Origin of the sequence: Pseudoalteromonas sp. S16_S37 (assembly GCF_014694405.1) — a bacterium.
GTDB lineage: Bacteria > Pseudomonadota > Gammaproteobacteria > Enterobacterales > Alteromonadaceae > Pseudoalteromonas.
In genome coordinates this window covers 13,154-37,128 of sequence record NZ_JAAUWV010000047.1, presented here as the reverse complement: position 1 = coordinate 37,128, position 23,975 = coordinate 13,154, and the positions used below count along the sequence as shown (strand labels likewise).

At 46.1% G+C, this 23,975-nt stretch carries 16 protein-coding genes; 13 read left to right on the top strand and 3 right to left on the bottom strand.

Features of this window, described 5'->3' with window-relative positions; genetic code table 11:
- Positions 1-517 precede the first annotated feature (517 nt).
- Complete coding sequence (locus HC733_RS17145; protein WP_190366233.1) at positions 518-1,045, bottom strand: RNA polymerase sigma factor; 528 nt, start codon at positions 1,043-1,045, stop codon at positions 518-520.
- Positions 1,046-1,404: 359 nt separating this feature from the next.
- Here HC733_RS17145 and HC733_RS17140 point away from each other — a divergent pair, with 359 nt between their 5' ends.
- From HC733_RS17140 to HC733_RS17105, 8 genes are read left to right on the top strand one after another with little or no spacing between them, the layout of a single operon-like run.
- Complete coding sequence (locus tag HC733_RS17140) at positions 1,405-3,057, top strand: (2,3-dihydroxybenzoyl)adenylate synthase (protein WP_190366232.1); 1,653 nt, start codon at positions 1,405-1,407, stop codon at positions 3,055-3,057.
- Positions 3,058-3,075: 18 nt separating this feature from the next.
- The gene (locus HC733_RS17135; protein ID WP_190366231.1) at positions 3,076-3,975 is read left to right on the top strand and encodes an isochorismatase family protein; all 900 of its coding nucleotides are present in this window, start codon (positions 3,076-3,078) and stop codon (positions 3,973-3,975) included.
- A complete protein-coding gene (locus tag HC733_RS17130; protein ID WP_190366230.1) occupies positions 3,972-8,306 on the top strand; it encodes a non-ribosomal peptide synthetase in 4,335 nt (1,444 codons plus the stop codon). Before HC733_RS17135 ends, HC733_RS17130 begins: the two co-directional genes overlap by 4 nt.
- The gene (locus HC733_RS17125) at positions 8,303-9,124 is read left to right on the top strand and encodes a siderophore-interacting protein (protein ID WP_190366229.1); all 822 of its coding nucleotides are present in this window, start codon (positions 8,303-8,305) and stop codon (positions 9,122-9,124) included. The genes HC733_RS17130 and HC733_RS17125 overlap by 4 nt, the downstream gene beginning before the upstream one ends.
- Positions 9,124-9,894, top strand: a complete 771-nt coding sequence (dhbA, locus tag HC733_RS17120; RefSeq protein WP_190366228.1) for a 2,3-dihydro-2,3-dihydroxybenzoate dehydrogenase — start codon at positions 9,124-9,126, stop codon at positions 9,892-9,894. The genes HC733_RS17125 and dhbA overlap by 1 nt, the downstream gene beginning before the upstream one ends.
- A 15-nt stretch (positions 9,895-9,909) precedes the next feature.
- Complete coding sequence (locus tag HC733_RS17115) at positions 9,910-11,163, top strand: aspartate aminotransferase family protein (protein WP_190366227.1); 1,254 nt, start codon at positions 9,910-9,912, stop codon at positions 11,161-11,163.
- The gene (locus HC733_RS17110; RefSeq protein ID WP_190366226.1) at positions 11,163-12,695 is read left to right on the top strand and encodes an amidohydrolase family protein; all 1,533 of its coding nucleotides are present in this window, start codon (positions 11,163-11,165) and stop codon (positions 12,693-12,695) included. Before HC733_RS17115 ends, HC733_RS17110 begins: the two co-directional genes overlap by 1 nt.
- On the top strand, positions 12,692-13,870 hold the full coding sequence (locus HC733_RS17105; protein WP_190366225.1) for an MFS transporter: 1,179 nt from the start codon (positions 12,692-12,694) through the stop codon (positions 13,868-13,870). Before HC733_RS17110 ends, HC733_RS17105 begins: the two co-directional genes overlap by 4 nt.
- Here the strand turns inward: HC733_RS17105 and HC733_RS17100 are convergent.
- Positions 13,867-14,832, bottom strand: a complete 966-nt coding sequence (locus HC733_RS17100; RefSeq protein WP_190366224.1) for a helix-turn-helix domain-containing protein — start codon at positions 14,830-14,832, stop codon at positions 13,867-13,869. The two genes, HC733_RS17105 and HC733_RS17100, sit on opposite strands and share 4 nt — an antisense overlap.
- Positions 14,833-14,965: 133 nt before the next feature.
- On the opposite strand from HC733_RS17100, the gene HC733_RS17095 reads away from it, so the two are divergent.
- Positions 14,966-17,101, top strand: a complete 2,136-nt coding sequence (locus tag HC733_RS17095) for a TonB-dependent receptor domain-containing protein (protein WP_190366223.1) — start codon at positions 14,966-14,968, stop codon at positions 17,099-17,101.
- A 110-nt stretch (positions 17,102-17,211) separates the two neighbouring features.
- Here HC733_RS17095 and HC733_RS17090 read toward each other — a convergent pair whose 3' ends face one another.
- Positions 17,212-18,432, bottom strand: coding sequence for an isochorismate synthase (locus tag HC733_RS17090; RefSeq protein WP_190366222.1), 1,221 nt, complete (start codon positions 18,430-18,432; stop codon positions 17,212-17,214).
- 199 nt (positions 18,433-18,631) lie between these two features.
- On the opposite strand from HC733_RS17090, the gene HC733_RS17085 reads away from it, so the two are divergent.
- The 4 genes from HC733_RS17085 to HC733_RS17070 all read left to right on the top strand — a co-directional run bounded on the left by HC733_RS17085 (position 18,632) and on the right by HC733_RS17070 (position 23,726).
- The gene (locus HC733_RS17085) at positions 18,632-19,327 is read left to right on the top strand and encodes a DNA-3-methyladenine glycosylase I (RefSeq protein WP_190366221.1); all 696 of its coding nucleotides are present in this window, start codon (positions 18,632-18,634) and stop codon (positions 19,325-19,327) included.
- On the top strand, positions 19,327-20,775 hold the full coding sequence (locus HC733_RS17080) for a protein adenylyltransferase SelO (RefSeq protein ID WP_238937596.1): 1,449 nt from the start codon (positions 19,327-19,329) through the stop codon (positions 20,773-20,775). Before HC733_RS17085 ends, HC733_RS17080 begins: the two co-directional genes overlap by 1 nt.
- A 14-nt stretch (positions 20,776-20,789) precedes the next feature.
- Entirely contained in the window at positions 20,790-22,565 is a 1,776-nt protein-coding gene (locus HC733_RS17075) for an ABC transporter ATP-binding protein (RefSeq protein ID WP_190366220.1), read from the top strand.
- A 117-nt stretch (positions 22,566-22,682) separates the two neighbouring features.
- On the top strand, positions 22,683-23,726 hold the full coding sequence (locus HC733_RS17070) for an OmpA family protein (protein ID WP_190366219.1): 1,044 nt from the start codon (positions 22,683-22,685) through the stop codon (positions 23,724-23,726).
- Positions 23,727-23,975 lie beyond the last annotated feature (249 nt).

Below are 23,975 nucleotides of genomic sequence, written 5' to 3'. Positions count from 1 at the left end.
GTGCTTTAATTTGCTCTAATGATGTTGTGGTATTCATTGATCACACCTTAGTTGTTTAGGTTGCAATCAAGTATGCCGGATGGTTTTTACTTATTTGCGCTATCTTGCCGTAAGGTCACGTTAGAAACTGCGAACGCATCTCGGACTAACCTTGCTACACAGCCTTCATTTGGACTTGCTTGGTCCATATATGGAGGCCATTGACCGGTACTAATGTGGAGGGTTTTGTTCAAGCCCTTGGTGTAAGAAGACCAACTCGATAGCACCAGAAGTAGAAGCAGAGCGAATCGCAACACAGTGATCTCTGAAGATTAATTAAATATATTAAATATAGACATACTTAGCGTATCACGCTATTAGTTTATTTAATGCTATTTTCTTTAAAGAAAAATTTTTAAGTACGCCGATGGATACGTCTATTAGTTTGTTTTTTGCAATGCCTTTTTGGCAAACTCATTACCGCTTTGTGTTTTAACTTGGCAAGCAAACAAGACGTTAGTGTTCTCAAGTTGGTGTTCTATACGACCACTGTTTGGCAAGTGGATACGACTTCTTGAAGAGTGAAGTTAACCAAGGTGGGTGATATTGCACATATTTTGGCAATGTCTTTTTGTTTATAACCACCACGTTTGTACAAACTTAGAATGTTTTGGTGGCGCTTTGATAGTGAACTCACGGCTTGCATTATACGGCCATTAAGGCTCTGCTCAATCAGCGTTTCTTCAATGTTAATTTGAGTATCAATACACTGAGCGGGCTCAGCATTTTCAATACTGATCCAGCTTTCTTTCGATTTTTTTCGGAGCATGTCAATGGCAATATTTTTTGCTGTTTGATAACAGTACGCACTTTGGTTTGAGACCGTATCAAAAGACTCCGACATTTTCGACAGGCGAATAAATGTTTCCTGTAGCGCATCTTCGGCCAAGTATTGGCAGTGTAAAATTGAAGTTAGGTAAACAATCAGTTTGCTCCTTTGCATTTCAATTACGTCAGACCAACAGTGTTCGACTCGCACTGGATTAGCACTTTGACCCACAGTCATTTTCTCTCCCTCCTTTATTGAATAAATCGTAATGAAAATAATTATCAGTTAGATCCTAGTTCCACTCTTGGCTTTTTGTCAATACAAAAAACGTTTTCGTTTATCACTTAATTGTAACGTTTGTGTCTTTTTTAGGTTTTTAACGGAGAGATTGGTGAGATCAAAAAAATATGAAAATTTTCCTAAATTTTGCCAAAACAAACTCGTCATAAGGTAGTTGTGAGCAAATTGAATTGTTTCATATTTTTTAATTTATTGATTTTAAATCTCTTTAGTCATTTCTTGGTGTTGAGAATAAAGTGCAGGGAAAGTGACGTTGAATAGAGCACCTTTATAATTAATTTCATAAGGTTTTATTTATGTTAAATAGTTGTGTCGAGTGGCCCGCTGAGGACGTTGAGCGATATCGTGAGCTTGGATATTGGATTGATGAGGAATTGTGCCAAATTTTAGAGCGACAAATGCAGAGTAATCCCTCTGCTATCGCAGTTATCGATAACGGTAATGAGAAGACATATCGCTGTTTAGATAAAGAAGCTACTCGGTTGGCAGGCTACTTAGCTAAGCAAGGCTTAAGTGCAGGGGATACGGCGATTGTCCAATTGCCAAACTGTTATGAATTTTATGTGGTGTTTTTCGCGTTACAAAAGTTAGCAGTGTTACCTGTCAATGCCTTGATGAACCACAATCAGCTTGAACTCACGCACTATGCTCAGGCATTAAATCCAAAATTAATCATTGCCGATGCTAAGCACCCGTTATTTGCTGATGGTACTTTCACTGAACAACTAAAAATGAACGCACCGCAACTGGCACACGTACTGCTCCGCGGACAAACGAATTGGACCCGCAGCCTCACTGAAAAGCTCTACGCGTCAGCTAGCTTTGAGCACTTTGACTCTTTGCCATTTCGCAAGCATCAAGCTGACAATGTGGCATTTTTCCAGCTGTCTGGTGGTAGTACAGGCACCCCTAAGCTGATCCCTCGTACACACAATGATTACTACTACAGTGTTCGACAAAGTGTCGAAGTTTGCCAGTGGGATGAACAAACGCGTTATTTGTGCGCATTGCCTGCGGCACATAACTTTCCATTGAGTTCACCCGGTGCGCTGGGCGTATTCTACGCGGGTGGAACGGTGATCTGTGCCCCTGATCCGTCTCCCAGTAGCTGCTTTGCGCTTATCCAAAAGCATCGGGTTAATTGGACCGCATTGGTTCCTCCTGCGGTAACTCTATGGCTCGATTCGCAAGAGCGTGAGCGTTACAACTTGAGCACTTTGGCGGTGATCCAAGTTGGTGGTGCCAAGCTCAGTGCAACGTTGGCCGCAAGACTTGAAAACGAGTTACAGGTGACTTTACAGCAGGTGTTTGGCATGGCTGAAGGCTTAGTGAATTATACCCGACTAGATGACGACCAATGGACTCGACATAACACTCAGGGTCGACCTATGAGTGAAGCGGATCAGATCCGCATTGTCGATGAAAACAATCAGCCAGTGCCTGATGGCGAAGCCGGACTATTAACGACGAAAGGGCCCTACACGTTCCGTGGTTACCTCAATGCTGAGCTGCATAACTTGGCGGCTTTCACGGCTGAAGGGTTCTACTGTAGCGGGGATGTAGTCAAACTCAGTCCCTGTGGAAATATCATCGTTGAAGGTCGCGACAAAGATCAGATCAACAAAGGGGGTGAAAAGGTCGCAGCAGAAGAAGTTGAAAACCAACTGCTTGCGCACCCGAGCGTTCACGATTGTGCCGTAGTAGCAATGCCAGACTCGTTACTCGGTGAGCGAATTTGTGCCTTTGTTGTTGCGCGCGAACATGCTGAACAGCCTTTAACCAAGGTTGCTTTAAATCGTTTCATTCGTGGTCGAGGCCTTGCCGATTACAAATACCCAGATCGATTTGAATTCATTGCCACTTTACCCAAAACCAAAGTGGGCAAAGTAGACAAACGCGCCCTGCGCGAACATATCGCAAACTTACTCGCTTCAGTGCAAAACGTTTAACAAGGAACAAGATATATCATGGCGATCCCACGCATTAATTCATACACCTTACCGACAAGCCGCCCAGAAAACCGCACACAATGGCAGCTTGATGCCGATAAAGCAGTGCTCCTTGTACATGATATGCAGTCATATTTTGTCAATTTTTATGATGTTGATAGTGCGCCAATGAAACAGCTTATACAACACGTTGAGCGTTTAATTGCGGCAGCAAAAGCGGCGGGTATTCCCGTTGTGTACACGGCACAGCCAGCTAATCAAGATCCCAAAGACAGAGCGCTGCTGACGGACTTTTGGGGCACGGGTTTGACCGAGCAAGACACCAGCATATTGCCGGCACTCGCACCGACCGATGACGATAAGGTCTATACAAAATGGCGTTACAGTGCGTTTAAACGCAGTACGTTGTTAGAGGATATGCGTTCACAAGGGCGTGATCAGTTATTGATTTGCGGCATTTATGCACACATCGGTATTTTATCAACGGCGTTGGATGCGTTTATGTACGATGTAAAAGCATTTGTCGTGGCTGATGCCATTGCAGATTTTAGCGACAGCGATCATCTTCAAGCTTTAGAGTACATTTCATCCCGCTGTGGACAGGTACAGCTGTTAGACGAAGTGTTATCAAGCCTAACAACGATTAATCAAACTGTTCAAGACGCGAATGGCACGCTATCGGTTGCGGCGTTACAGCAGGTGGTAGCAAGCGTGCTAAACATCGATGTGGAAGAAGTCGATCCTGAAGAGAACCTGCTTTATCTCGGCTTAGATTCTATTCGTGTTATGACCTTGCTTGACCAATGGCGAGCGCAAGGGATTGATATTACCCTAGCGCAATTGGCCGAAGGGACCAGCATCAATGATTGGTATGAGATCATGAGTCAGTGCGCGCAGCCTGAGGCGTTATCGGCATGATTGAACAGCCTTTGAGCGCAGCACAGCTGGGTATTTGGCTTGGGCAGGAAAAGCAGCCACGCAGTACCCGTTACAACACTGCTGAATATCTTGAACTTAATACAGTGATCGACTTAGAAGCATTTTTGCTTGCAGGTGCGCAAGTATTGCAAAACACCACCGCGGTGAATGTGTGTTTTACCTCGCGGCAAGGTGAACCTGTACAAACACTGCTGAGTGAGTCGGAGCGCGTTACTAAATTGGGCGAGTATGTTGATGTATCGCACCAAGCAGATCCCGATTCTGCGGCGCTGCAATTTATCGCGCAATGGCAAGCGATGCCATACGATTTGGCGTGCGGAGACTTATATCGTCATGCGTTGGTTCGCCTAGCAACCAATCGCTACTTTTGGGTTTTAGGGGCGCACCATATCGCCTTAGATGGCTTTAGTTTTGCGCTAGTCTCCAATCGTGTTTTGCAAGCTTACGAAGGAAATCATATTGCTTCTGATGAAGCACAGTATCAGTCTGTGATTCACGAAGACGCTCACTATCGCGCCAGTAAATGGTACCAACAAGATAGAGCATATTGGTTGGCACAGTTACGTGGCTTTGGCGATGCCGTCAGTTTGACCCCGCACACGCGTGATGCCAATGCAGATAAATGCAAGGTCTCGGCGCTGATCACAGTCGCTCAACTGGCGCAATTAGAATTCCAAGCTCAGTCACAAAATAGTAATTGGTCAGAACTGCTATTCACCGCGGTGAGTTACCTCGTTTATCAGCGCAGTGGCGTTGAAAAAACGATTATCGGTATGCCTGTTGCTAATCGCATTGCCTCAAAAGCTGCTAATACACCGTGCATGCATATGAATATTGTGCCTGTGACGGTGCACTTTGCAGGCGTAGCGCACTTTGCGCAGTTGCTACAGCAAGTGAGTAAGCAGCTACAACAAAGCAGGCGCCATTTTCGTTATCGCTATGAAAACCTCAAAGCAGAAGCCATAGCGCAGCAATTACCACAGCGTTTATTTGGTCCTGTGGTGAATATTTTACCCTTTGAACGGTTTGAAACCTGCGAAGGAGAGGTTGTTACCAGTCATCCGCTTTCGGCAGGGCCAGTTGAAGACATTGCATTTATATTTATCAAGCAAGCGGATGGTGGTATTCGCTTTGAAATTGAAGGCAATCAAAGTGGTTACAGTCAGGTTGAGCTGACGCAGTTACAGCATGAATTTTTGACATTACTTAATAGCCTTTGCGAGCAACTCGCTCTTCCTTTAAAAACCACGGCCGCCGATTTGGCTCTATGGGCAACACCAGCGCCGACAGAACAAGCCAGTGTTCTGCAAAGTTTACTCACACAAGCTCAAAATACCCCCAATCACATGGCTTTACAGACCATAGATGGTGATTCCCTCAGCTATCAGCAATTGGCACAACAAGTAACATGGCTAGCAGATAACTTGAGTAACATGGCTGAGCAAAGTGGTGGGTGTGTATTGCTGGCATTGCCACGCAGCCAGCACACCGTGGTGGCAATGTGGGCTGTGCTGCTAGCTGGGCACCGATTTGTATTTATTGATATTGATGCGCCAGTGAGCCGAAACCGCGTCATCATTGAAGATGCGCAGCCGTTTGTGGCCTTGGTGGATGATGACAGCGCTGATTTGGCACTGTTTAGTGACGTTGGTATTGTGACCTTCAATGTTGCCACGGCGCAGCGTGAGCAAGTCAATGAACGTCTTGTGGCCCCGATGTTGTCAGTGGCTGATACGCAAGCGTATTTAATTTATACCTCGGGCTCGACGGGCAAACCTAAAGGTGTGCAGATCAGCCATGGTGCTTTAGCTGGGTTTGTGAATGGCGCTCAAGCGGCTTATAACATCACCGCAAGTGACCGTGTGTTGCAGTTTGCCCCTTTTCATTTTGATACGTGCATCGAAGAGGTGTTTGTCACGCAAACGGTGGGGGCCACCTTGGTGATGCGTAACGACGCGATGCTAGAGTCATTTGAACGCTTTCTAGAGGAAGTCGAAAAACAACGTATCACAGTGTTAGATTTACCAACGGCTTACTGGCATGAGCTATGTCACTACTTATGTGGGTCGAGCAGGGCACTACCGGCGACACTGCATACCATCATTATCGGCGGCGAAGCGGTTAACAGGCAACGGGTCGAAGCTTGGCGTAACAAGTTTGCACAAACGGTGCGCGTGCTAAATACCTATGGGCCAACCGAAGGCACTGTAGTGGCGACTTATTCTGATCTGAGCATGAATAGCAATACCAGCTTGATTGGTCAGCCATTGCCGGGAAGAGGTGTTATGGTGATGCGAGACTCTGGGCAGATAGCCAAATTTGGTGAGCGTGGAGAGCTTTGCTTAACGGGTTGTGGATTAGCCAGCGGTTATTTGGGGTTGCCAGAACAAAGTGCGAACGTGTTTGTACAGCTTTGGCACCCTGTGTGCAATGAATATGTTGATGCGTATCGTACTGGTGATGTGGTTCGCATGTTACCTGATGGTCAACTCGAATATTTAGGGCGCGCAGACTCTCAGTTAAAGATCAGCGGTTATCGTATCGAAATTGGCGAGATAGAAGCCGTGCTGTTAGGCCTTGATGGTGTACAAGAAGCAGCGGTGACTATCATCAAAGATACCCAAGGCAAGCCCAAGGCACTCTCGGCGCACATCGTGAGCGAGCAAAATTGGACCTTAGTGTCATTACGCGGAGCACTCGCCGAACACTTACCCAGTGCGATGTTACCCGCGCAGTTGCATATGCATGCCGCATTACCAAAAACGCCTGCTAATAAAATCGATCGTAAACGATTATCTGCGCAACAAGCTGACTCATCCTCCCCCTCAACGCTCAGTGATTTTGAAGCGAAAATTGCTTCAGTCTGGCAAGATGTGCTCGGGATCAGTGGCTTTAGTCCAGAAGATAACTTTTTCGATATTGGCGGGCAATCACTGCAATGCATACAGGTCGCTGCACGTTTAACCCAATTGCTTGAACAGCCCATCAGTGTGGCGTTTTTGTTTGCCCACCCAATCTTGCAAGATTTAAGTGCCGCTTTACAAGCGGGAGAAGCACATGTGGCAAATACAGGAGCTATTACCGAGCAGCTGCAGAGTGAGCTAGCGCAGTTTAAGCTTCAACTTCAATCCGTTGTGCCAACCGCTTGCGATAAGAGCGATGACAAAACGGTATTGCTGACAGGGGCGACCGGATTTGTTGGCGCACAGCTGCTTAAATATTTACTACAGCAACCGCAATTGCAGGTGGTGTGTGCGGTGAGAGCTGATGACATTGCCCATGGCAAAGTGAGATTGCAAAAGGCCTTTGATGCACAAAGCCTTGGTCAGCTTGATTTATCACGCGTTGACATTTTACTCAGCGATATTGCCAAGCCAAAGCTTGGTTTAGATGCACAAGCATACCAAGCGCTCGGACAACGAGTGTCACATGTACTGCACAATGCGGCGCACACTTCTGTGCTGCGTGATTACAACAGTTTAAAAACTGCTAATGCATACACCACAGCGCAATTGCTGATGTTCGCTAAGCACTTTTCTGTGCCATTTAATCATGTTTCGACTATCGCGGTTGCGCCAGCCAATGGCGAGCCGTTGATTGAGTCATTTGTTTCTCTACACGATGGCTTACACGATGGTTACCAGCAGTCTAAGTGGGTGGCTGAGGCAATGGTGGAACAAGCCATACAGCAAGGGATGCAAGGACAAGTATACCGATTAGCGCGTGTTATTGGCGCGAAGCAAAGTGGCTATATTAATCGCAACGATTTGGTGTGGCGCATCTTACGCACTGGTTTAAAGCATCATAGTTTACCGCACTTAGATGTGTTAGAGCCTTGGACCACAGTAGATGTGGTGGCCAAATTTGTGGCAGCGCAAACGCTGTGTACAAGTGATCATGCCGTTTTTAATGTCACACCACAAAATCTTGTGTCTTTATCACAACTGTATCTTTGGCTGCGCGAATATGGCTTTGAATTTAACACCGTTCCTTTGCCTCAATGGCTGGGCGTTGTCGAGCAGTCGGACGATGACGAAGACTTGGCGATTGCCAGTTTCTTTACCTCACAAGGTCAAAAGTCGTCGCAATCATCACATCAACCCATGGCGCTTAAAGCACAGAATGACGGCTTTAAACGAGCGAGTCAGCAACATAGCGCGTCACTACAGGCGTTTAGCAAAGCCGATTTAGCCAATTATCTTGATTACGCATTTGCCAGTGGGCTACTTGATAAAGCGCATCACCCTGCCGCTTACCAACAGATAAAACTGCAGGGTGCATCGACAAAAATTGCAGAGGAGTTGTTATGAGTCAGCGACAACCAATCAAACCCAGCGGACCTCGCAGCGTATTTTGTGTAGCTAAGCGCTACATTACGCCGCACCTGTTGCGTATCACGGTATCGGGGGAACAATTACTCGGATTTCCAGCAGGGTATGACGGCGCACATATCAAATTGTTTTTTGCCAATCGAGATACTGGCACGCTTGAGCTACCTGCGCGTGACGAGAGTGGCAAAATCACATGGCCAGAAAATAGACCTGTCACCCGCGCTTATACCGTTCGTGCATTTCGCCCACACAGTAACGAGCTTGATATAGATTTTGTGGTGCATGGTGATAGTAGCCCTGCATCGGGTTGGGCGGTGAATGCCAAGGTAGGATCTGAACTGGGCGTCGCTGGGCCGGGTGGTCCAGATCCATTACTGGCTGACGCGGATTGGCATATTTTAGCGGGGGATTTAACCGCGGTGCCTGCGATCAGTGCGCTGGTGGAAGGTTTTAGTGCCGAGACAAAAGCGCAGGTGTTTATTGAACTGGACAGCCTTGAAGATAAACACCCTATCGCAGCGCCTCAGGGCGTCGATATTCACTGGTTGGTACGTCAAGTCGGAAATCCCACACAACTGGCGCAAGAGATAGCGAAAATCGCTATTCCCAGCGATGTAACGTCAGTCAGTGCTTTTATCGCGGGAGAAAACAGCGCGGTTCTGGCTTGTAGAAAACAGTTAATTCAAGATTTTGGGCTTAGCAAAAAGCAGTTGTATGCCATCCCGTACTGGCGCCGTGGACAAGATGAAGAAACCTATCATGAGCGACGCCACGAGATCATGGATGAGGTGTACTAATGTCGATAAATGAATTTAATGGCCGCATCGCTTTTGTTACTGGTGCGTACCAAGGCATTGGTCAAGCGCTGGTGGCATTGCTACTCAGCCGAGGCACTGTGGTGGTTGCGGCGGATATTGCTTTTGACGCGCAAACACTCACCGAAGTTTCAGCCAATTGCTTTCAAATAAAGCTTGATGTGACCGATCAGGACAATGTGCGCAATGTGGTTGACGCCGTTGAAGCGCAACTGGGCGGTATCGACTACTTGGCCAGTGTAGCGGGTATTTTGCACATGGGATCGTTACTTGAGCAAAGCGAAACACACTGGCACGACACCTTTGCGGTGAACTGCCATGGCGCTTTTTATCTTTGCCAAGCGGTTGCCAAAAAAATGCAAACTAGACAGCGTGGGGCCATCGTTGCGGTGGGCAGCAATGCGGCGCAAACCCCCAGAATGAACATGGGCAGCTATTGTGCTTCAAAGGCGGCATTAGAGGCGTTAATCAAGAACTTAGCGCTGGAACTGGCGTCTCACAACATTCGCTGCAATCTAGTTGCCCCAGGGTCGACCGACACCCAAATGCAGCAGCAATTATGGCGCGATGAGCATGGTGCAGCTAAAACCATCGCGGGCGATCTGGCACATTTTAAGGTGGGTATTCCCCTTGGTCGCATCGCCTCACCCACAGACATCGCCAACAGTATTTTGTTTTTACTCAGTGAACAAGCCAAACACATCACCATGACCAGCTTGTTGGTTGATGGTGGTGCCACTCTGGGACACTAATTTTTCGAGGATATTATGAATAATCAGCCACTTTCTTTTACGCAATCACAGCAACTTCAAGCACAGGGCGAGCAAGTTATCGCCGGTTTTACGCAGTCGATGATGAAAAAACCGGAGCAGTTTTCACCGGGGGCGTTTCCCGTTTATTTAGCCAAAGGTGAAGGTGCCATGGTGACCGATGTGGATGGTAACCAATACATCGATTTTATCTGTGGTTTAGCGGCCAATACACTAGGTCATAATCACCCAGTAGTGGTGAATGCCATTACCGAGAATCTAAGCAAGGGGTTAATTCACTCGCTGCCCACACCGATTGAAGTGCAAACTGCGCAAACTCTCGTAGATGTGATCCCGGGTGCGCAAATGGCGCGTTTTTTCAAAACCGGTGCGGATGCCAACTCTGCAGCCGTTCGACTTGCACGCCATGTTACGGGCCGAGATGAGATCATGACAGTTGGCTACAATGGCTGGCACGATCAATACATGTTTGACACTCCGGGGGTGCCTGCGGTTATTGCACAGCTAACCCATCGCATGCCACTGTTTACGCCAGCGGACGAGCCAAAAATCATTGAGAAAATAGCCGAAAGAAAAGATGAGTTGGCGGTGGTGTTGTTGTCGGTGCCTTACAACCGTGTGCTAGAAAAAGCATTCTTACAGCAATTGAGAGAAACTTGTACTGAGCACGGTGTTATCTTGGTATTCGATGAAGTGGTGACGGGCTTTAGATTAGCACCGGGCGGTGCACAAGAGTTCTTTGGTGTGACTGCCGATTTAGTTACGCTGTCAAAAGGCATCGCAGCGGGAATGCCTTTATCGGCGGTAGCAGGAAAAAGCGACATAATGTCGAGGATCAATGAGCTACAGGTGTCTACTACTTTCGGTGGAGAAATGCTCTCTCTTGAAGTGTGTGATGCCGTTTTAAAAGAGTATCAACGTACTGAGTTTACCAAGCACATTGCCAAGTTAGGAGCGATTTTAAAGGCCGAAGTAAACCAGATCTCTGAGCAATTAGGCACACCACTGCGCGTGGTAGGTTATGACCCCATTCCGATGTTCTTGTTTGCAAAAAAACCTGAAGAGCATGTTAAATTTGCCATTCCATTTTTAGCACAGATGGCCAAGCGTGGCATCTTGATGCGTCGTGAAGTGAACTTCATCTGTGGTGTGCACACGCAGGAGCACATCAATGAAACCATCGCAGCGGTGAAAGCGTCATTGATTGAAATGAAAGAAGCGGGTCTGTTTGATGCGCAGGATGACGAATAATGGCTTGTTCATGTTTATCGACGCAGCGTTTTGCTGCGCTCGCCAAAGCAATGAGCGAACAGCCGTTTGGTAGCGGTCAGGTGAGTGAACTGGACAGCCTCAAAGCGGTATGCAGAAAACCTCATAATGATGCTCAGCGTACGCTGATCGACAACGTGTTCATTTACACTGCGGATTTAAACAATACCGTGATCCCAAATGGTTGGGTATTAGTGCACGGTAAACAAATCGTTGCTCTGGGTGAAGACGGTGCGCAGCCGCAAGCGTTCGATAAAAAAATCGATGGTCAAGGCAAGCTGATGTTACCGGGGCTTATAAACCCCCATTGGCATGAAAGTTTTGTTGCGCCCAACCCAGAATCGCCGGATGACAGCCATATTGAGCCTACCGCGTACTCGAATGGCGGTAATATTCATGCTCTTGGTTCGATGTTTGGCTTCATTTCAACAGTGGGAGACAAGCTAAGCCTAGAAGAAGGGCTGGCTATTGCCAGATGGAGTATGTGGACGCAACTGCGCTCGGGCACCACCGCACTCGGTGATGTAGGCTCGGCAAACAAAGCCGATGCGATGGCATTGGCAGCGATTGATTTGGGCATGCGCCTGCGAGTGAGTCGCTGGGGCTCGGATGTGATGCTGGAGGCACATAAATCAACGCCAACCATTATTGCCGACACCGAAGTACAAACTGCCGATTGGCTCTCTTTGATTGAAACTTGGGATAACCATAGCTCTGGACTGGTTGGTGCGATGCCGTCGGTGATGGGCGCATTTGGTAGTTCAGACAAGCAGCTCGAAGCACTTGCTAGTATCGTACAGCAATACAAGGTGCCTTATGCAACCCATCTTGCACCATTGAAAAACGAGCGTCAGGAAGTGGAGCGGATATTTGGTTTATCGCCCATTGCGCGCTTTGATGCGATGGGACTGCTCACGGATAGGCTATTGGCGGTACATACTGCGTATGCCAGTGAGGCTGAGTACCAGCGACTGATCGAAACCGGTGTGAATATCTGTCACTCTCCAGCCCATTACGGCATGTTGGGCGAAGCCACAGTCAGTGAAACTGGGCAAATTGGTCGCTTTCTAAAAGATGGTGTTTGGGTTTCCAGTAGTACGGATGGCGACATTTCGTTTATTGGTGGCATGTGTGAAGCGATGCGTGGTGCGCACCTTGGTCATAATGAGGCGCAAAATTGTAACACTGCTTGCCCACCTACGCTGGCGTTGAAAACGGCGACCTTGTATGGTGCCAAAGCACTCGGTTGGGAGCAGCAGATTGGCTCAATTGAGGTCGGGAAGCAGGCCGACTTGATACTCGTGAACAATGATGATTACCGTTATAAGTTGTCGGGCCATCCGCTGCGCACCTTTATTGTCACTGGGTCCAGCAAAGATGTCGATAGCGTGATGGTGGCAGGCGACCTTGTCGTGGAAGCAGGGCGTAGCACGCGTTTTGATGAAACTGAGTTATATCAGGATTATCAAAACGCGGTGGCCAGCGCGCGTAAGCGTATTGGAGGCCCTAAATGAGTCAAACGCGATTAGCGACTTGGTTCTTGTTATTGGCGAGCACCATGACGGTGCTTGCCAGTGCCACGCTTGCTCCCGCATTACCTGCCATGACAGCGGCATTTTCTCACATTGATAACGCGGCGTTTTGGACCAAAATGACCTTGGCTTTACCCGGCTTGGTCATTGCCTTATGCGCGCCCTTGGCGGGCAGTTTAGTTGACAAGTTTAATAGTCAAAAGCTATTGGTCAGCGCCTTGGGCCTTTTTTTACTTAGTGGCGGACTGGGCTACTACTGGCAAGCGTCACTGTGGTTGATTTTATTCAGCCGTGCGCTGATGGGCGTGGCTGTGGCCTTTATTATGGTCAGTGGCACCACCATCGCAGCGCGATACTTTGAAGGGCCTCGCTTTTCAGGTTTTATGGGCTTGCAAGCTGCATTTGGTGGGTTTGGTGGCGTACTGTTTTTAACCCTAGCGGGCTTTTTAGCTGAGCAGCATTGGACTTGGGTGTTCGCGATTTACGCATTGGCGTTACTGGTGTTACCTGGCGTGTGGTTATGGGTCAAAGTTCCTGAATTGAAAGCGCCGCAAGGGCCACAGGTTGCCATGCCAGCACATTGGATGAACCGTACATTTGTAGTGTGTTGTACGCTGGCGCTGGTGGAAATCGTGGTGCTATATGGTTTAACCATACATTTGCCATTTCATTTAACTGAGTTGGGTCATTCTGCCAGTACCATAGGTTTAGTGATCGCGGCCTTTTTATTGGCGATGGCGAGTGTGTCAGTGGGTTATGGTCGAGCACGTCAACACTTGAGTATTAAACAAACGCACTTGGCTGGTTGGTTGGTCACGGCCTGTGGTTTTGCGCTATTGGGGTGGGTGACGTCACTGCTTGCTATAGTTGGTGCGAGCGTGGTGATTGGTGCTGGGCTTGGACTCATTCGGCCGAACTTAGTGGTATGGTTATTTGAGTTTGTACCACCTGCCATGCGCGGTAAAGCGATGGGGATCATGACGACCTGTTATTTTACCGGTCAGTTTATCAGCCCTGTGTTGTTTGAGCCTGCCATCGCCAGTTTGACGTTTAGCAATTTTTGTATCGCTTTGGCTTTGCTCATTCTAGTTGTGAGCTGCGTGGTGAGCGTGCTTTATACACGTTTGGCAAAACCCACTGAGCAACAACTCGGTTAAGTCACTTGGGTGTCATGTTGATGCGTTTTGACAAATTGCATCGGGGTGACACCAAACTGCTTTTTAAATGCCGCAATAAAATTGGCGGTGTGATCATAATTGGCCAGATAGGCCGCTTCACCAATTGATAACCCTTCAACCAATAGAGCGTGACGCGCTTTATTGAGTCTGTTTTGTTTCACGTATTGCTTGGGGGTGGTGTTAAACCAGCGTTTAAAGAAGCGCTGTAAACTGCTCACGCTCATCGCAAGCTCTTGTGATACTTGCTCAACACTCTTGTCATGATTCAATAAATCGATGATTTTGTTTTTTCGCAGTTCAATATCACTGTGTGGGGGTAGGCGATAGATCGCGTGCCGGGCCTGATTGTTTGCGACGAGATAAGAAAAAAAGCAGCTTAACCACTGTGTTGCGCTGCCTTCACACTCTAATTGCTGATCAAGAGAGGGGTTACTCGGAGTACGCATGAGCTGTTGCGTTAGCTCTATTGCCTTATCAGACAGCGGAAGCTCAACTACTTTGGTGCTAGTAAAGAGTGCGTCAGTCTGTTGCTGCAGACGCGCGTTGACCCACGCTTTTGACACACTCACAGTGAGTTTCTCCACTTCTTGGTTGCTGTGTATGTAGCGTGTAAAAGGCTCTGGCTGTGCCACAATATTGGCAAAAGCGATAGGTTTGTCGATGACCTCAAAGCAGTAGTATTTATTGGCGACTCTAAACTTAATTTTTCCCTTTAATAATACGGTGATGTTGACACTTTCTTGCAGCTCGGCGCAGTTACTGGTTTGCTGTTGTTCAATACATTGGCTGATATGCAGCTGCAAATGTTCACTTAAAGGCAAAAATGATAAGCGACCAATGGCTATCAGCTTGCTGCCATCACACACGGCAGTCCGACTATTTAAGCCACTGGCGAAGAGTAGCTGATTGTTGAGTTGCGCGCTGGAAATATTCCCTTCCATAGTAACTGCCAATTAATTCTAATAATCATAATAGATTGACGATTTTGCATAACTAATATTTAGAAAGCAACAAAAGTAAAAGTGTACAATATTGCGAGTGATTCGTATTAACATTAAAAATTAAAGGATATTTATGTTGGTTTCTCGCACAAAGCAGTTAGGTTTTCGCCCTTCCACCCTTGCTTTAGCATTAGCGGGGGTTATATCAGCACCGGCTTTAGCAGATGCAGGTAACATCGAAAAAATAGAAGTTTGGTCTACCGCAGTAAAAACATCCGCTCTGTACTTAAAAGAGCAAGAAATTGCCGATAAACAAGCCGATCATATCTCAGACCTACTGCGTGCCATTCCTGGCATCGATGTGGGTGGTGCTCACTCGTTAAACCAACGTATTACTATCCGTAGTATGGATGACAAAGACCTGAAGATTTCTATTGATGGTGCGGCGCAAAATACCTATATGTACCATCATATGGGCAATTTACAGATCCACGCAGATATTTTGAAGTCAGTAGATATTGAAACCGGTACTAACTCGGTGATCAATGGCGGCCTAGGCGGCGCTGTGCGCTTTGAAACCAAGCAGGCGCGAGAGTTACTAAGCGGTGATGAGCGATTCGCCATGCGTGTATCGGCAGGTGCTGCGGATAATGCGGGTCATAACTATTCTGTAACGGGTTTTGGTTTATTAACCGATGATGTCGATTTTCTAGCCTACTACAATCACGTCGAGCGTGATAACTATGAAGTCGGTGGTGGTAAAATTCTCGATCAGGATGACAAAGTAGTTGTTGGCACGGATGGTGAAGTTAAAGGCTTAGAAGGTGAAGTCAGCGACGCGCTTGTTAAACTGGGTTGGAACATAGATAACAACCAACGCATCGCATTGAGCTATGAAACGTATAAGGATGAAGGTGATTATAGCTATCGTCCAGATATGGGTTTAGCGACTGACATGGCGATCACTAATAGCTTGCAGATCCCACTGCTATGGCCAACAGAATTTACTCGGGACACAGTGACTTTAAGCTATGACTTAACTTGGGGTGATGGTTCTTCATTAAAAGCAAGCTTGTATTCAAACACCAGTGAGCTTTATCGAGATGAATCTGGCTGGTCGATGTCTCCAAACCCAAGATTCCAAGCGTATGCAGGTCAGGTGACTGGTGAAGCAAAAAACAGCGGTTTGAATGTACTTGCAGAAACGCTGGTGAGTAACTTAATTGGCAATGAAGAACATACCTTTACTTACGGTATTGATTACTTAAAACACGATACGCAATATGACTTGGCTATCGCGGCAGGTGGCACAAAGCACTCAGAAGAAACAGCGAAAAACTTAGCGCTCTTTGTACAGGATAAAATCGACTTTGGTAATGGCTTTGCGTTGATCCCGGGCGTAAGACATGACAGCTACGATATCAATGCTGTTACGGTTGATAATGATTTTTCTGAGTTTTCTTTCTCTTTGGCAGCGCAATATCAGGTTAACAATAACCTGATGGTGAAATTAAGCTCAACTGAGTTATTTAAAGGCCCTGAGATCAGCGAAGTCTTCGTCGGTGCAGGTTTGGGGGAGAAGCTAAATTCAGGTATTGAAGCTGAAACCGGTTTAAATAATGAGTTGTCAGTGGCATTTGAAAATGCGTTGTCAACCGATAAAGTTCTGCGTTTAGGCGCGACCGTGTTTAACACTCAAATTGACGACTATATCTTCGATAGTGCGGCTTTACCAGGTGGTGGCCCTCGTGAAACATGGAAAGACAATGTTGGTGATATGACCGTTAAAGGTTTTGAAACATACGCTGGCTTTTCGGTTGACGCATTCTCTTTCCAAATCTCTTACTCTAAATCAGAGAGTGATTTGGATGCGTTTGCTCAATACAGCTCGCTACAAGGTGCACGTTTAGAGCGTGAGCAAGGCGATACTATTGCCGCTGATTTTACCTATCAACTGAGTGCATACAATCTAACCTTGAACTGGGATTTCATGGCAGTAGGTGATGTAGCCAAAGGAACAGACTTGTATGGCGCTGATTTAGATAACAGCAAAGATGGTTTTACCGTTCACAATATCAGTGCTCACTGGCAGCCTGAAGCTGTTGCGAACCTGCATGTTCGTGTTGGTATAGATAACTTATTTGATGAGTTCTATTCTTCTCAGTCTTCTAAGAATGGGGTGTCATTCCACCCAGTGTTTGGAAAACTATTCCTAATGGACTATGAGCCGGGTAGAAACATCAAGGCGAGCATCTCTTATCAGTTCTGATAAGCCAATTTTCTTGCTGTAAAAGAATGCCCAGCATATCGCTGGGCATTTTATTATCTGCGCTAGAGCTAGGCGATTCTTTATACCTAGCTCAGATCCATTATTGACTCTTAGGCACTTTCTAACAATTCTGTTTGACTTAGCTGGTGGTAACGCTCGCTCGCATTAAGCGCGTTTAACATAGTCGACATTTTCGCTTCTGTTTCAAACCACTCTGATGTTGGGTCGGATGCGGCAACAATGCCAGCGCCAGCAAATAGTTTGGCGTGATTGTCGTTCAATTCGCCACAGCGGATCACCACAACCCATTCGCCATTACCCTGTTTGTCGCACCAGCCGACGATGCCAGAGAAAAAGCCGCGACTTTCTCCTTCTAACGTTTCAATCCACGGGTAGGCCGCTGCAGTGGGCTTGCCACAAAGCGCTGGAGTTGGGTGTAATCGGTTGGCGAGTGATAAAACGTGTGTGTCGGGGTTTTTCAATTGTCCTTCAATGACCGTGGATAAGTGCCACATGGTGGCGGTGCTGAGTAAAGAAGGACTACTAGGGATACTCAGTTTATCGCACCACGGCTGCAGTACCTGCGACATCTCGGCCAGCACGACCGCGTGTTCGTAACGATCTTTTTTGGAAGCCATCAATGCTTGTTTGCGTTTGAACTCAAGAGCCATGTCTGAGACACGTTTAGTTGAACCTGCCAAAGGGTTACTCATAATCGATTGGCCTTGCTTGCGTAGTAGTAACTCTGGGCTGACACCCATTAAAGTGGTTCTTTGTTCAGTTGGAAAAGAAAAATGAAAGCCACTGCTGCTTTGTGTGAGCAGATCTGCCAGCACCACATCGGGTTGTAGTACATCGTCAAAATAGAGGTCGGACTGTTTTGCCAATACGATTTTTTCTAATAGACCGCTGGCAAAACAACCTTTGGCTCGATTTATGGCGTGTTCGTAATGCTGTTGAGATTGGCGATGTACAACGCGCTCTAAGTTTGGAGTGTGTGGGTGATGTAATGAGTTTTTGGCGCTTAACCATCTAGTAAAGGTTTCTTTATCATACTTCCTCACTTGATCAGCGATAATAAATTGCGCTTGTTGCGATTTGCAAAATGGTAATACCCCGAATGCAATTGCGTTGTCGTTCTCATTTTGCGCGAGCGCTCGCGTGACTCGTTGAGCGAGCGCTTCATGGTCTTCTATTCCTGCAGTGAAGCGGTGTTGTGGGTGGTGGGTGATATAACAGTGTGATCCTGCTGCAAACAGCGCATGTTTTGATGCATCAAATTCCCCAATGGATGTATCAATAGATTGTAAAGCGGTTAATTCACTCAACATAGTTAGTCCTCATTCTCCAGCGCCAAGGGCGCGACTTTAGGTACTTTGTTGACGAAATTGGGTGGTAAATATTTAGTAAGATTGGCAAGGAAAGTGCACTTTTTTTGCTAAAAATAACTATTTCATTAACCTAAAAAGCTCACATCAAAAACGCAGATCAGTTACCCTTAGTCACCACGAAAAAATTGCTGGCAAAAGAATGAACGAATTCAAAAAAATCTATCAATGTGCGGTCGAGCGCAAAGGCTCCGAGGCAGCATTACTGGCGCTATTGAGCCAGCCGAGAAGTACGGACGAATTATTATCCCTGAGTGACGACCAATGGTTGGAAGAGTTTACCCGTAAGATTTTTCAAAGTGGCTTTTACTGGTATGTAATTGATGCGAAGTGGGCTGGATTCAGAGAGGTATTTTGGAATTTTGACGTTGAAAAGCTACTGATGATGTCGCCTGACATGCTCGAACAACGCGCCAGCGATGAGCGTATTATTCGCAACTATAAAAAGGTGATGACCATTCCCGAAAACTGCCTCATGATCCATGAAACGGCGCAGCAATATGGCTCATTTGCTCAGTTTATTGCAAAGTGGCCAACCGATAATATTGTGGGGTTGTGGCTTTATTTAAAGCAGCACGGGGCGCGATTGGGTGGCAACACTGGCCCATATGCGCTAAGAGTGTTAGGGAAAGATACGTTTTTATTATCAAAAGACGTCGAAGCGTATTTGCGCGCGCACAAGGTTATTGATGGCGGCTTACAATCCAAAAAGTCGTTGCTGGCGATTCAGTCATTTTTCAATGTCTTGGTGGAGCAAAGTGGCTGGTCATTGCAAGCATTGAGTCAGCTTATTGCTTTTAGTGTTGGCGATAACAGGCCCGTGGAGGAACTTGCATAATGGCTTTTTACGACCGCTATTCGCTAATGGGGACTTCTTTTTGCGTGCCTTCCACCCCCCATCTTGCCAATCAAGGCAGTGATGAACCCCATTTGTTACTTTGGAATGAGTGGCTTGCGGCGCGTCTCAATATCCCGCTAGAAAAACAAGATGCAGGTCAATTACTCAGTGGTCAAACAGTACTTGAGGGGGCTTCACCGGTTGCACTGGCTTATTCAGGCCACCAGTTTGGTCACTTCAACCCGACTTTGGGTGATGGTCGTGCGCATTTGATTGGTAGCTTCGATGATGCACTTGGGAATAGCTTTGACTTGCAGTTAAAAGGGTCTGGCGCTACGGCTTTTTCGCGCGGCGGTGATGGTTTATGTGCGTTAGGGCCCGCGGTAAGAGAATTTGTTATGAGTCAAGCAATGCGGGCGCTGGGTGTTCCTACCACAGATTGTTTGGCGGTTGTGGCAACAGGGCAGCAAGTTTATCGCAATACTATGTTACCCGGTGCGGTTGTGTGTCGTGTAGCCAGTAGCCATATTCGTGTTGGTTCGTTTCAATATTTGGCGCTGCATCAAGATATTGATGGCTTGCATAAACTCATGGAAATGGCCATTGCACGCTATTATCCTCACATCACCGAACAAGGGGATGAGCGCGTACTTGCATTCTTAAAAGTCGTTTGTGAGCAACAAATAACCTTGATGATCCATTGGTTACGCGTTGGCTTTATTCATGGTGTGATGAATACGGATAACACGTTAGTTGGCGGTGAAACTATCGATTACGGACCCTGTGCTATGTTGGAATCATTTTCCTTTGAGCAGGTATTTAGCTCGATTGATAAGCAGGGACGTTATGCCTTTGGCCAGCAGCCACAAATTGCCAGTTGGAATTGCGCGCGTTTAGCTGAAAGTTTAATCGGCTTAATGGAGGCAGAAGAAAGCCAAGCTGTAACGCAGTTAAGTGATGTACTAACTGTGTTTTCACACAGCTTCAATAAACAGTATCAAGCGATGTGGGCGAGCAAGCTAGGGATATTAGCGTGGCAAGAAGAAGACAATGCACTATTGTCTGAGTTGCTAAGCACGATGAAAGCAAATCAGCTTGATTACACCAATACCTTTGCCGCACTTACTAACTCGTTACTCGAGCATCCTATGGCGTGTTTTTCAATCCCTGAAACGTTGAATGCATGGTATCAAAAGTGGTTGCGGCGTATTGCTGAATTTGAACGTAATTTGGTACTTCAAACAATGCAAAGCGCTAACCCCACTCTTATTCCACGTAATGGCCTCATGGAGCAAGTCATTGCCGACTATTATAAAGAAGGTAAGAGTGATTTGTTAACTCAGTGGCTACCGCTGTTAAATGACCCTTATAAATATCAAGAACTGGCAGCATTCTATACCACTTCCAGTGATAACGAAGACAATTATCAGACCTTTTGTGGCACCTAAGTATTGGATTTTTCATGAAACAAACACTTTCCTGGCAGGATATTAAAAATCAGGTTTTGGCACATAAAAAACCTTTAGTGATAGCGCATGTTATCGCATTTTTTGCGGCGTTAGTGAGTGTACCAATTCCATTGATGATGCCTTTGCTGGTTGATGAGGTATTACTCGAAAAGCCAGGCCCTGCGGTTAATTTTTTGAATGGCTTTTTGCCAGTTGACTGGCAACAAAGTGCGGCTTACATCATTATCATGTTGATCAGTGTTATGTGCATGCGCCTTGCTGCACTAGTACTTGGCGTTATTCAGTCGAGACAATTTACCATCATCGGCAAAAATATCAGTCTAAATATTCGTGAACGTTTGCTGACGCACCTACCACAAGTACAACTCAAAGAATATGAAACTCAGGGCGCCGCAGCTATTAGCTCGCGGTGTGTTACCGATGTGGAAACGCTCGATCAATTTATCAGTCAGACGTTATCGCGATTTTTAATTGGGCTGCTGACAATCATAGGCACTGCAATCGTTTTGCTATGGATTGACCTGACTTTGGGATTGGTTATTCTATTGCTTAATCCAGCGGTCATTTATTTTTCAAGACAATTTGGCAAGCGTGTCAAAAATTTAAAGAAAGATGAAAACGCCGCATTTGAAGCTTTTCAAGCATCATTAGTTGAGACCTTGGACGCCATTGCCCAATTGAAAGCTGTACGTAGAGAAACCAGTTACTTTGAACATGTTCGTACAACAGCAGCTGATCTAAAACACTTTGCGGTGCAATCTCAATGGAAAACGGATGCGGTGAATCGTTTAAGCTTCACTGTGTTTTTGCTTGGTTTTGAAGTGTTTAGAGCCATAGCTATGTTGATGGTGGTATTTGCTGATTTAACTGTGGGGCAGATATTTGCGGTGTTCGGTTACTTGTGGTTTATGATGGGGCCTGTTCAAGAATTACTGGGCATTCAATACGCTTACTATGGCGCTTCTGCAGCGTTGCAAAGATTAAATCAAGTGTTTGCGTTTAAAACTGAAACGGCCCCCCCACAGCAAGCCTCGTTAGTTTTTGAAAAGCCACAAATTGGCATTTCTTTTAAGCATGTCAGTTTTGCATACCAGCCTGAGCTGCCTGTTTTACAGGATGTATCATTGGATATTCCCGCAGGTAAAAAAGTGGCGGTTGTAGCAGTGTCGGGAGGAGGAAAGTCGACACTGGTGCAGCTATTGCTGGGGTTATACGAAAAACACGCAGGTAGTATTGAAATTGCAAATATACCGGTTGAGCAAATTGGTTATCAAACTATTAGAGAAAATATAGCTACCGTGTTGCAGCAGCCCATTCTTTTTAATAGTACGATTCGTGACAATTTATCACTCGGGCGTAACCACAGTGATGAACAACTTTGGCATGCGCTAAAGGTTGCTGAATTAGAGAGCACAGTGAGAAACATTGACGGGGGACTCGATGCGCTTGTCGGGCGAAATGGTATTCGTTTATCCGGAGGCCAAAAGCAACGATTAGCAATTGCGCGGATGGTGCTCTCTGATCCCAAGGTGGTCATTTTAGATGAAGCAACCTCGGCACTAGACATCGAAACAGAGTCTAAAATTCATAATAATTTAAAAGCATTTCTGCACAACCGTACTACTTTAATCATTGCCCATCGACTTAGTGCAATTAGGCAAGCTGATTTAATTTATGTTTTGGATGATGGCCGAATATCACAAGCTGGTGATCATCACAGTTTGTTGTCTGAAGCTGGGTTGTACCAAACATTGTTTGGACATCGCTAACAATATAAAAGCGTAAATACTGTTACGTTAAGTAAAAATTAATTTATGGCCTACTATTATAGAGCTAAATTTATGAGCTATCTGTGCTCACATGGTAAAAAAAGGACGGGACAAAAAATGAAATTTAAATCGATTAGCTTAGCAATCGCTGCTTTATTTGCAGCATCGACAGTGAATGCGAATGAGCAAACACAAGGTGTTCACTTTGGCGTATTTGGTGACTATTACAATGCAGATTGGAATGATGTTCGCGACGCAGCTGGTGTAGATGTTGATGATTCGACAGGATGGGGTGCAGAGCTAGGTTATCGTTTCAACAATAACTGGAGTGCACGCCTAGAATACGCCGATATGGATTTTGACTTATCTGGTGCGGCGATGGGTTCTGTGGATGGTGATCGTTTTGGTGTTGATGCACTTTATCACTTTGATGACAGCCCTTTTTATGGACTAGTTGGCTTAAAAGCGGTAGATGTTTATAAAAGTCTGACATTCGCGAATGTGGGTGCAGGTTATCGTCACTACTTTAACAACAACTTTTTTGTGAATGCTGAAGCTGCTGTTTATCAAGGTTTAGACCGTGGTTATACCGATGTTGGTGCAAAATTAGGTATCAACTATTTCTTTGGTTCAAGTGAGCCGGTGAAAAAAGTCGAGCCAGCGCCTGCACCAGTTCAACAACCAGTGGCAATGGACAGTGATAAAGACGGTGTAATGGATGCGGACGACCGTTGTGCAGACACGCCTATGTCAGATGCGGTTGATAGCAGCGGTTGTACAAAATATGAGGAGCGTGAGGTTTCGGTTAAGTTGCTAGTGCGCTTCCCTCACGATGCTGCTAAAGTGAACCAGCAATATTTTGATGACATCAATGAAGTTGTTGCGTTTATGAAAGAGTATGAATCAGCCACAGTAGTGCTTGAAGGTCACGCATCGGCTGTGGGTGATGCAAAATACAATCAAGTCCTATCAGAGAAGCGCGCTCAAGCAGTGGCTAAACAAATGATGAATGATGGTATTTCGGCTGATCGTATTTCGACTATTGGTTATGGCGAAGAGCGTTTGAAAAATACCGCCAATACAAAAGAGGCTCATGCTCAAAACCGTCGTGTGGAAGCAACTGTGACTTCTACTGATCGTGTTAAAGTTAAGCGTCAATAACTAGCTTACAAAACTCATTTGGGGCCTATTTTATAGCCCCCATTAATATCACAACATGCCTTTTAGCAAAAAAATCATTCACTTGAAAAACCGCGTGCAGAGCAAAGCAAGGCTGCTGTCAAGCTCAGTTGCGCTTGGCGTTAATGAAGTTTTTTAAATCTTGCTCTAAAGATGCATCGAGTAAAGGTGATTTAGTGAATTCAGGTAGTTCGAACAAAGCCGTCTTGTTTATTGATTCGAATCATATTG

Coding starts and splice junctions, on each gene's coding strand:
- HC733_RS17145 (WP_190366233.1), bottom strand. CDS start 1,045: ATGACTGTGGGTCAAAGTGCTAATCCAGTGCGAGTCGAACACTGTTGG.
- HC733_RS17140 (WP_190366232.1), top strand. CDS start 1,405: ATGTTAAATAGTTGTGTCGAGTGGCCCGCTGAGGACGTTGAGCGATAT.
- HC733_RS17135 (WP_190366231.1), top strand. CDS start 3,076: ATGGCGATCCCACGCATTAATTCATACACCTTACCGACAAGCCGCCCA.
- HC733_RS17130 (WP_190366230.1), top strand. CDS start 3,972: ATGATTGAACAGCCTTTGAGCGCAGCACAGCTGGGTATTTGGCTTGGG.
- HC733_RS17125 (WP_190366229.1), top strand. CDS start 8,303: ATGAGTCAGCGACAACCAATCAAACCCAGCGGACCTCGCAGCGTATTT.
- dhbA (WP_190366228.1), top strand. CDS start 9,124: ATGTCGATAAATGAATTTAATGGCCGCATCGCTTTTGTTACTGGTGCG.
- HC733_RS17115 (WP_190366227.1), top strand. CDS start 9,910: ATGAATAATCAGCCACTTTCTTTTACGCAATCACAGCAACTTCAAGCA.
- HC733_RS17110 (WP_190366226.1), top strand. CDS start 11,163: ATGGCTTGTTCATGTTTATCGACGCAGCGTTTTGCTGCGCTCGCCAAA.
- HC733_RS17105 (WP_190366225.1), top strand. CDS start 12,692: ATGAGTCAAACGCGATTAGCGACTTGGTTCTTGTTATTGGCGAGCACC.
- HC733_RS17100 (WP_190366224.1), bottom strand. CDS start 14,832: ATGGAAGGGAATATTTCCAGCGCGCAACTCAACAATCAGCTACTCTTC.
- HC733_RS17095 (WP_190366223.1), top strand. CDS start 14,966: ATGTTGGTTTCTCGCACAAAGCAGTTAGGTTTTCGCCCTTCCACCCTT.
- HC733_RS17090 (WP_190366222.1), bottom strand. CDS start 18,432: ATGTTGAGTGAATTAACCGCTTTACAATCTATTGATACATCCATTGGG.
- HC733_RS17085 (WP_190366221.1), top strand. CDS start 18,632: ATGAACGAATTCAAAAAAATCTATCAATGTGCGGTCGAGCGCAAAGGC.
- HC733_RS17080 (WP_238937596.1), top strand. CDS start 19,327: ATGGCTTTTTACGACCGCTATTCGCTAATGGGGACTTCTTTTTGCGTG.
- HC733_RS17075 (WP_190366220.1), top strand. CDS start 20,790: ATGAAACAAACACTTTCCTGGCAGGATATTAAAAATCAGGTTTTGGCA.
- HC733_RS17070 (WP_190366219.1), top strand. CDS start 22,683: ATGAAATTTAAATCGATTAGCTTAGCAATCGCTGCTTTATTTGCAGCA.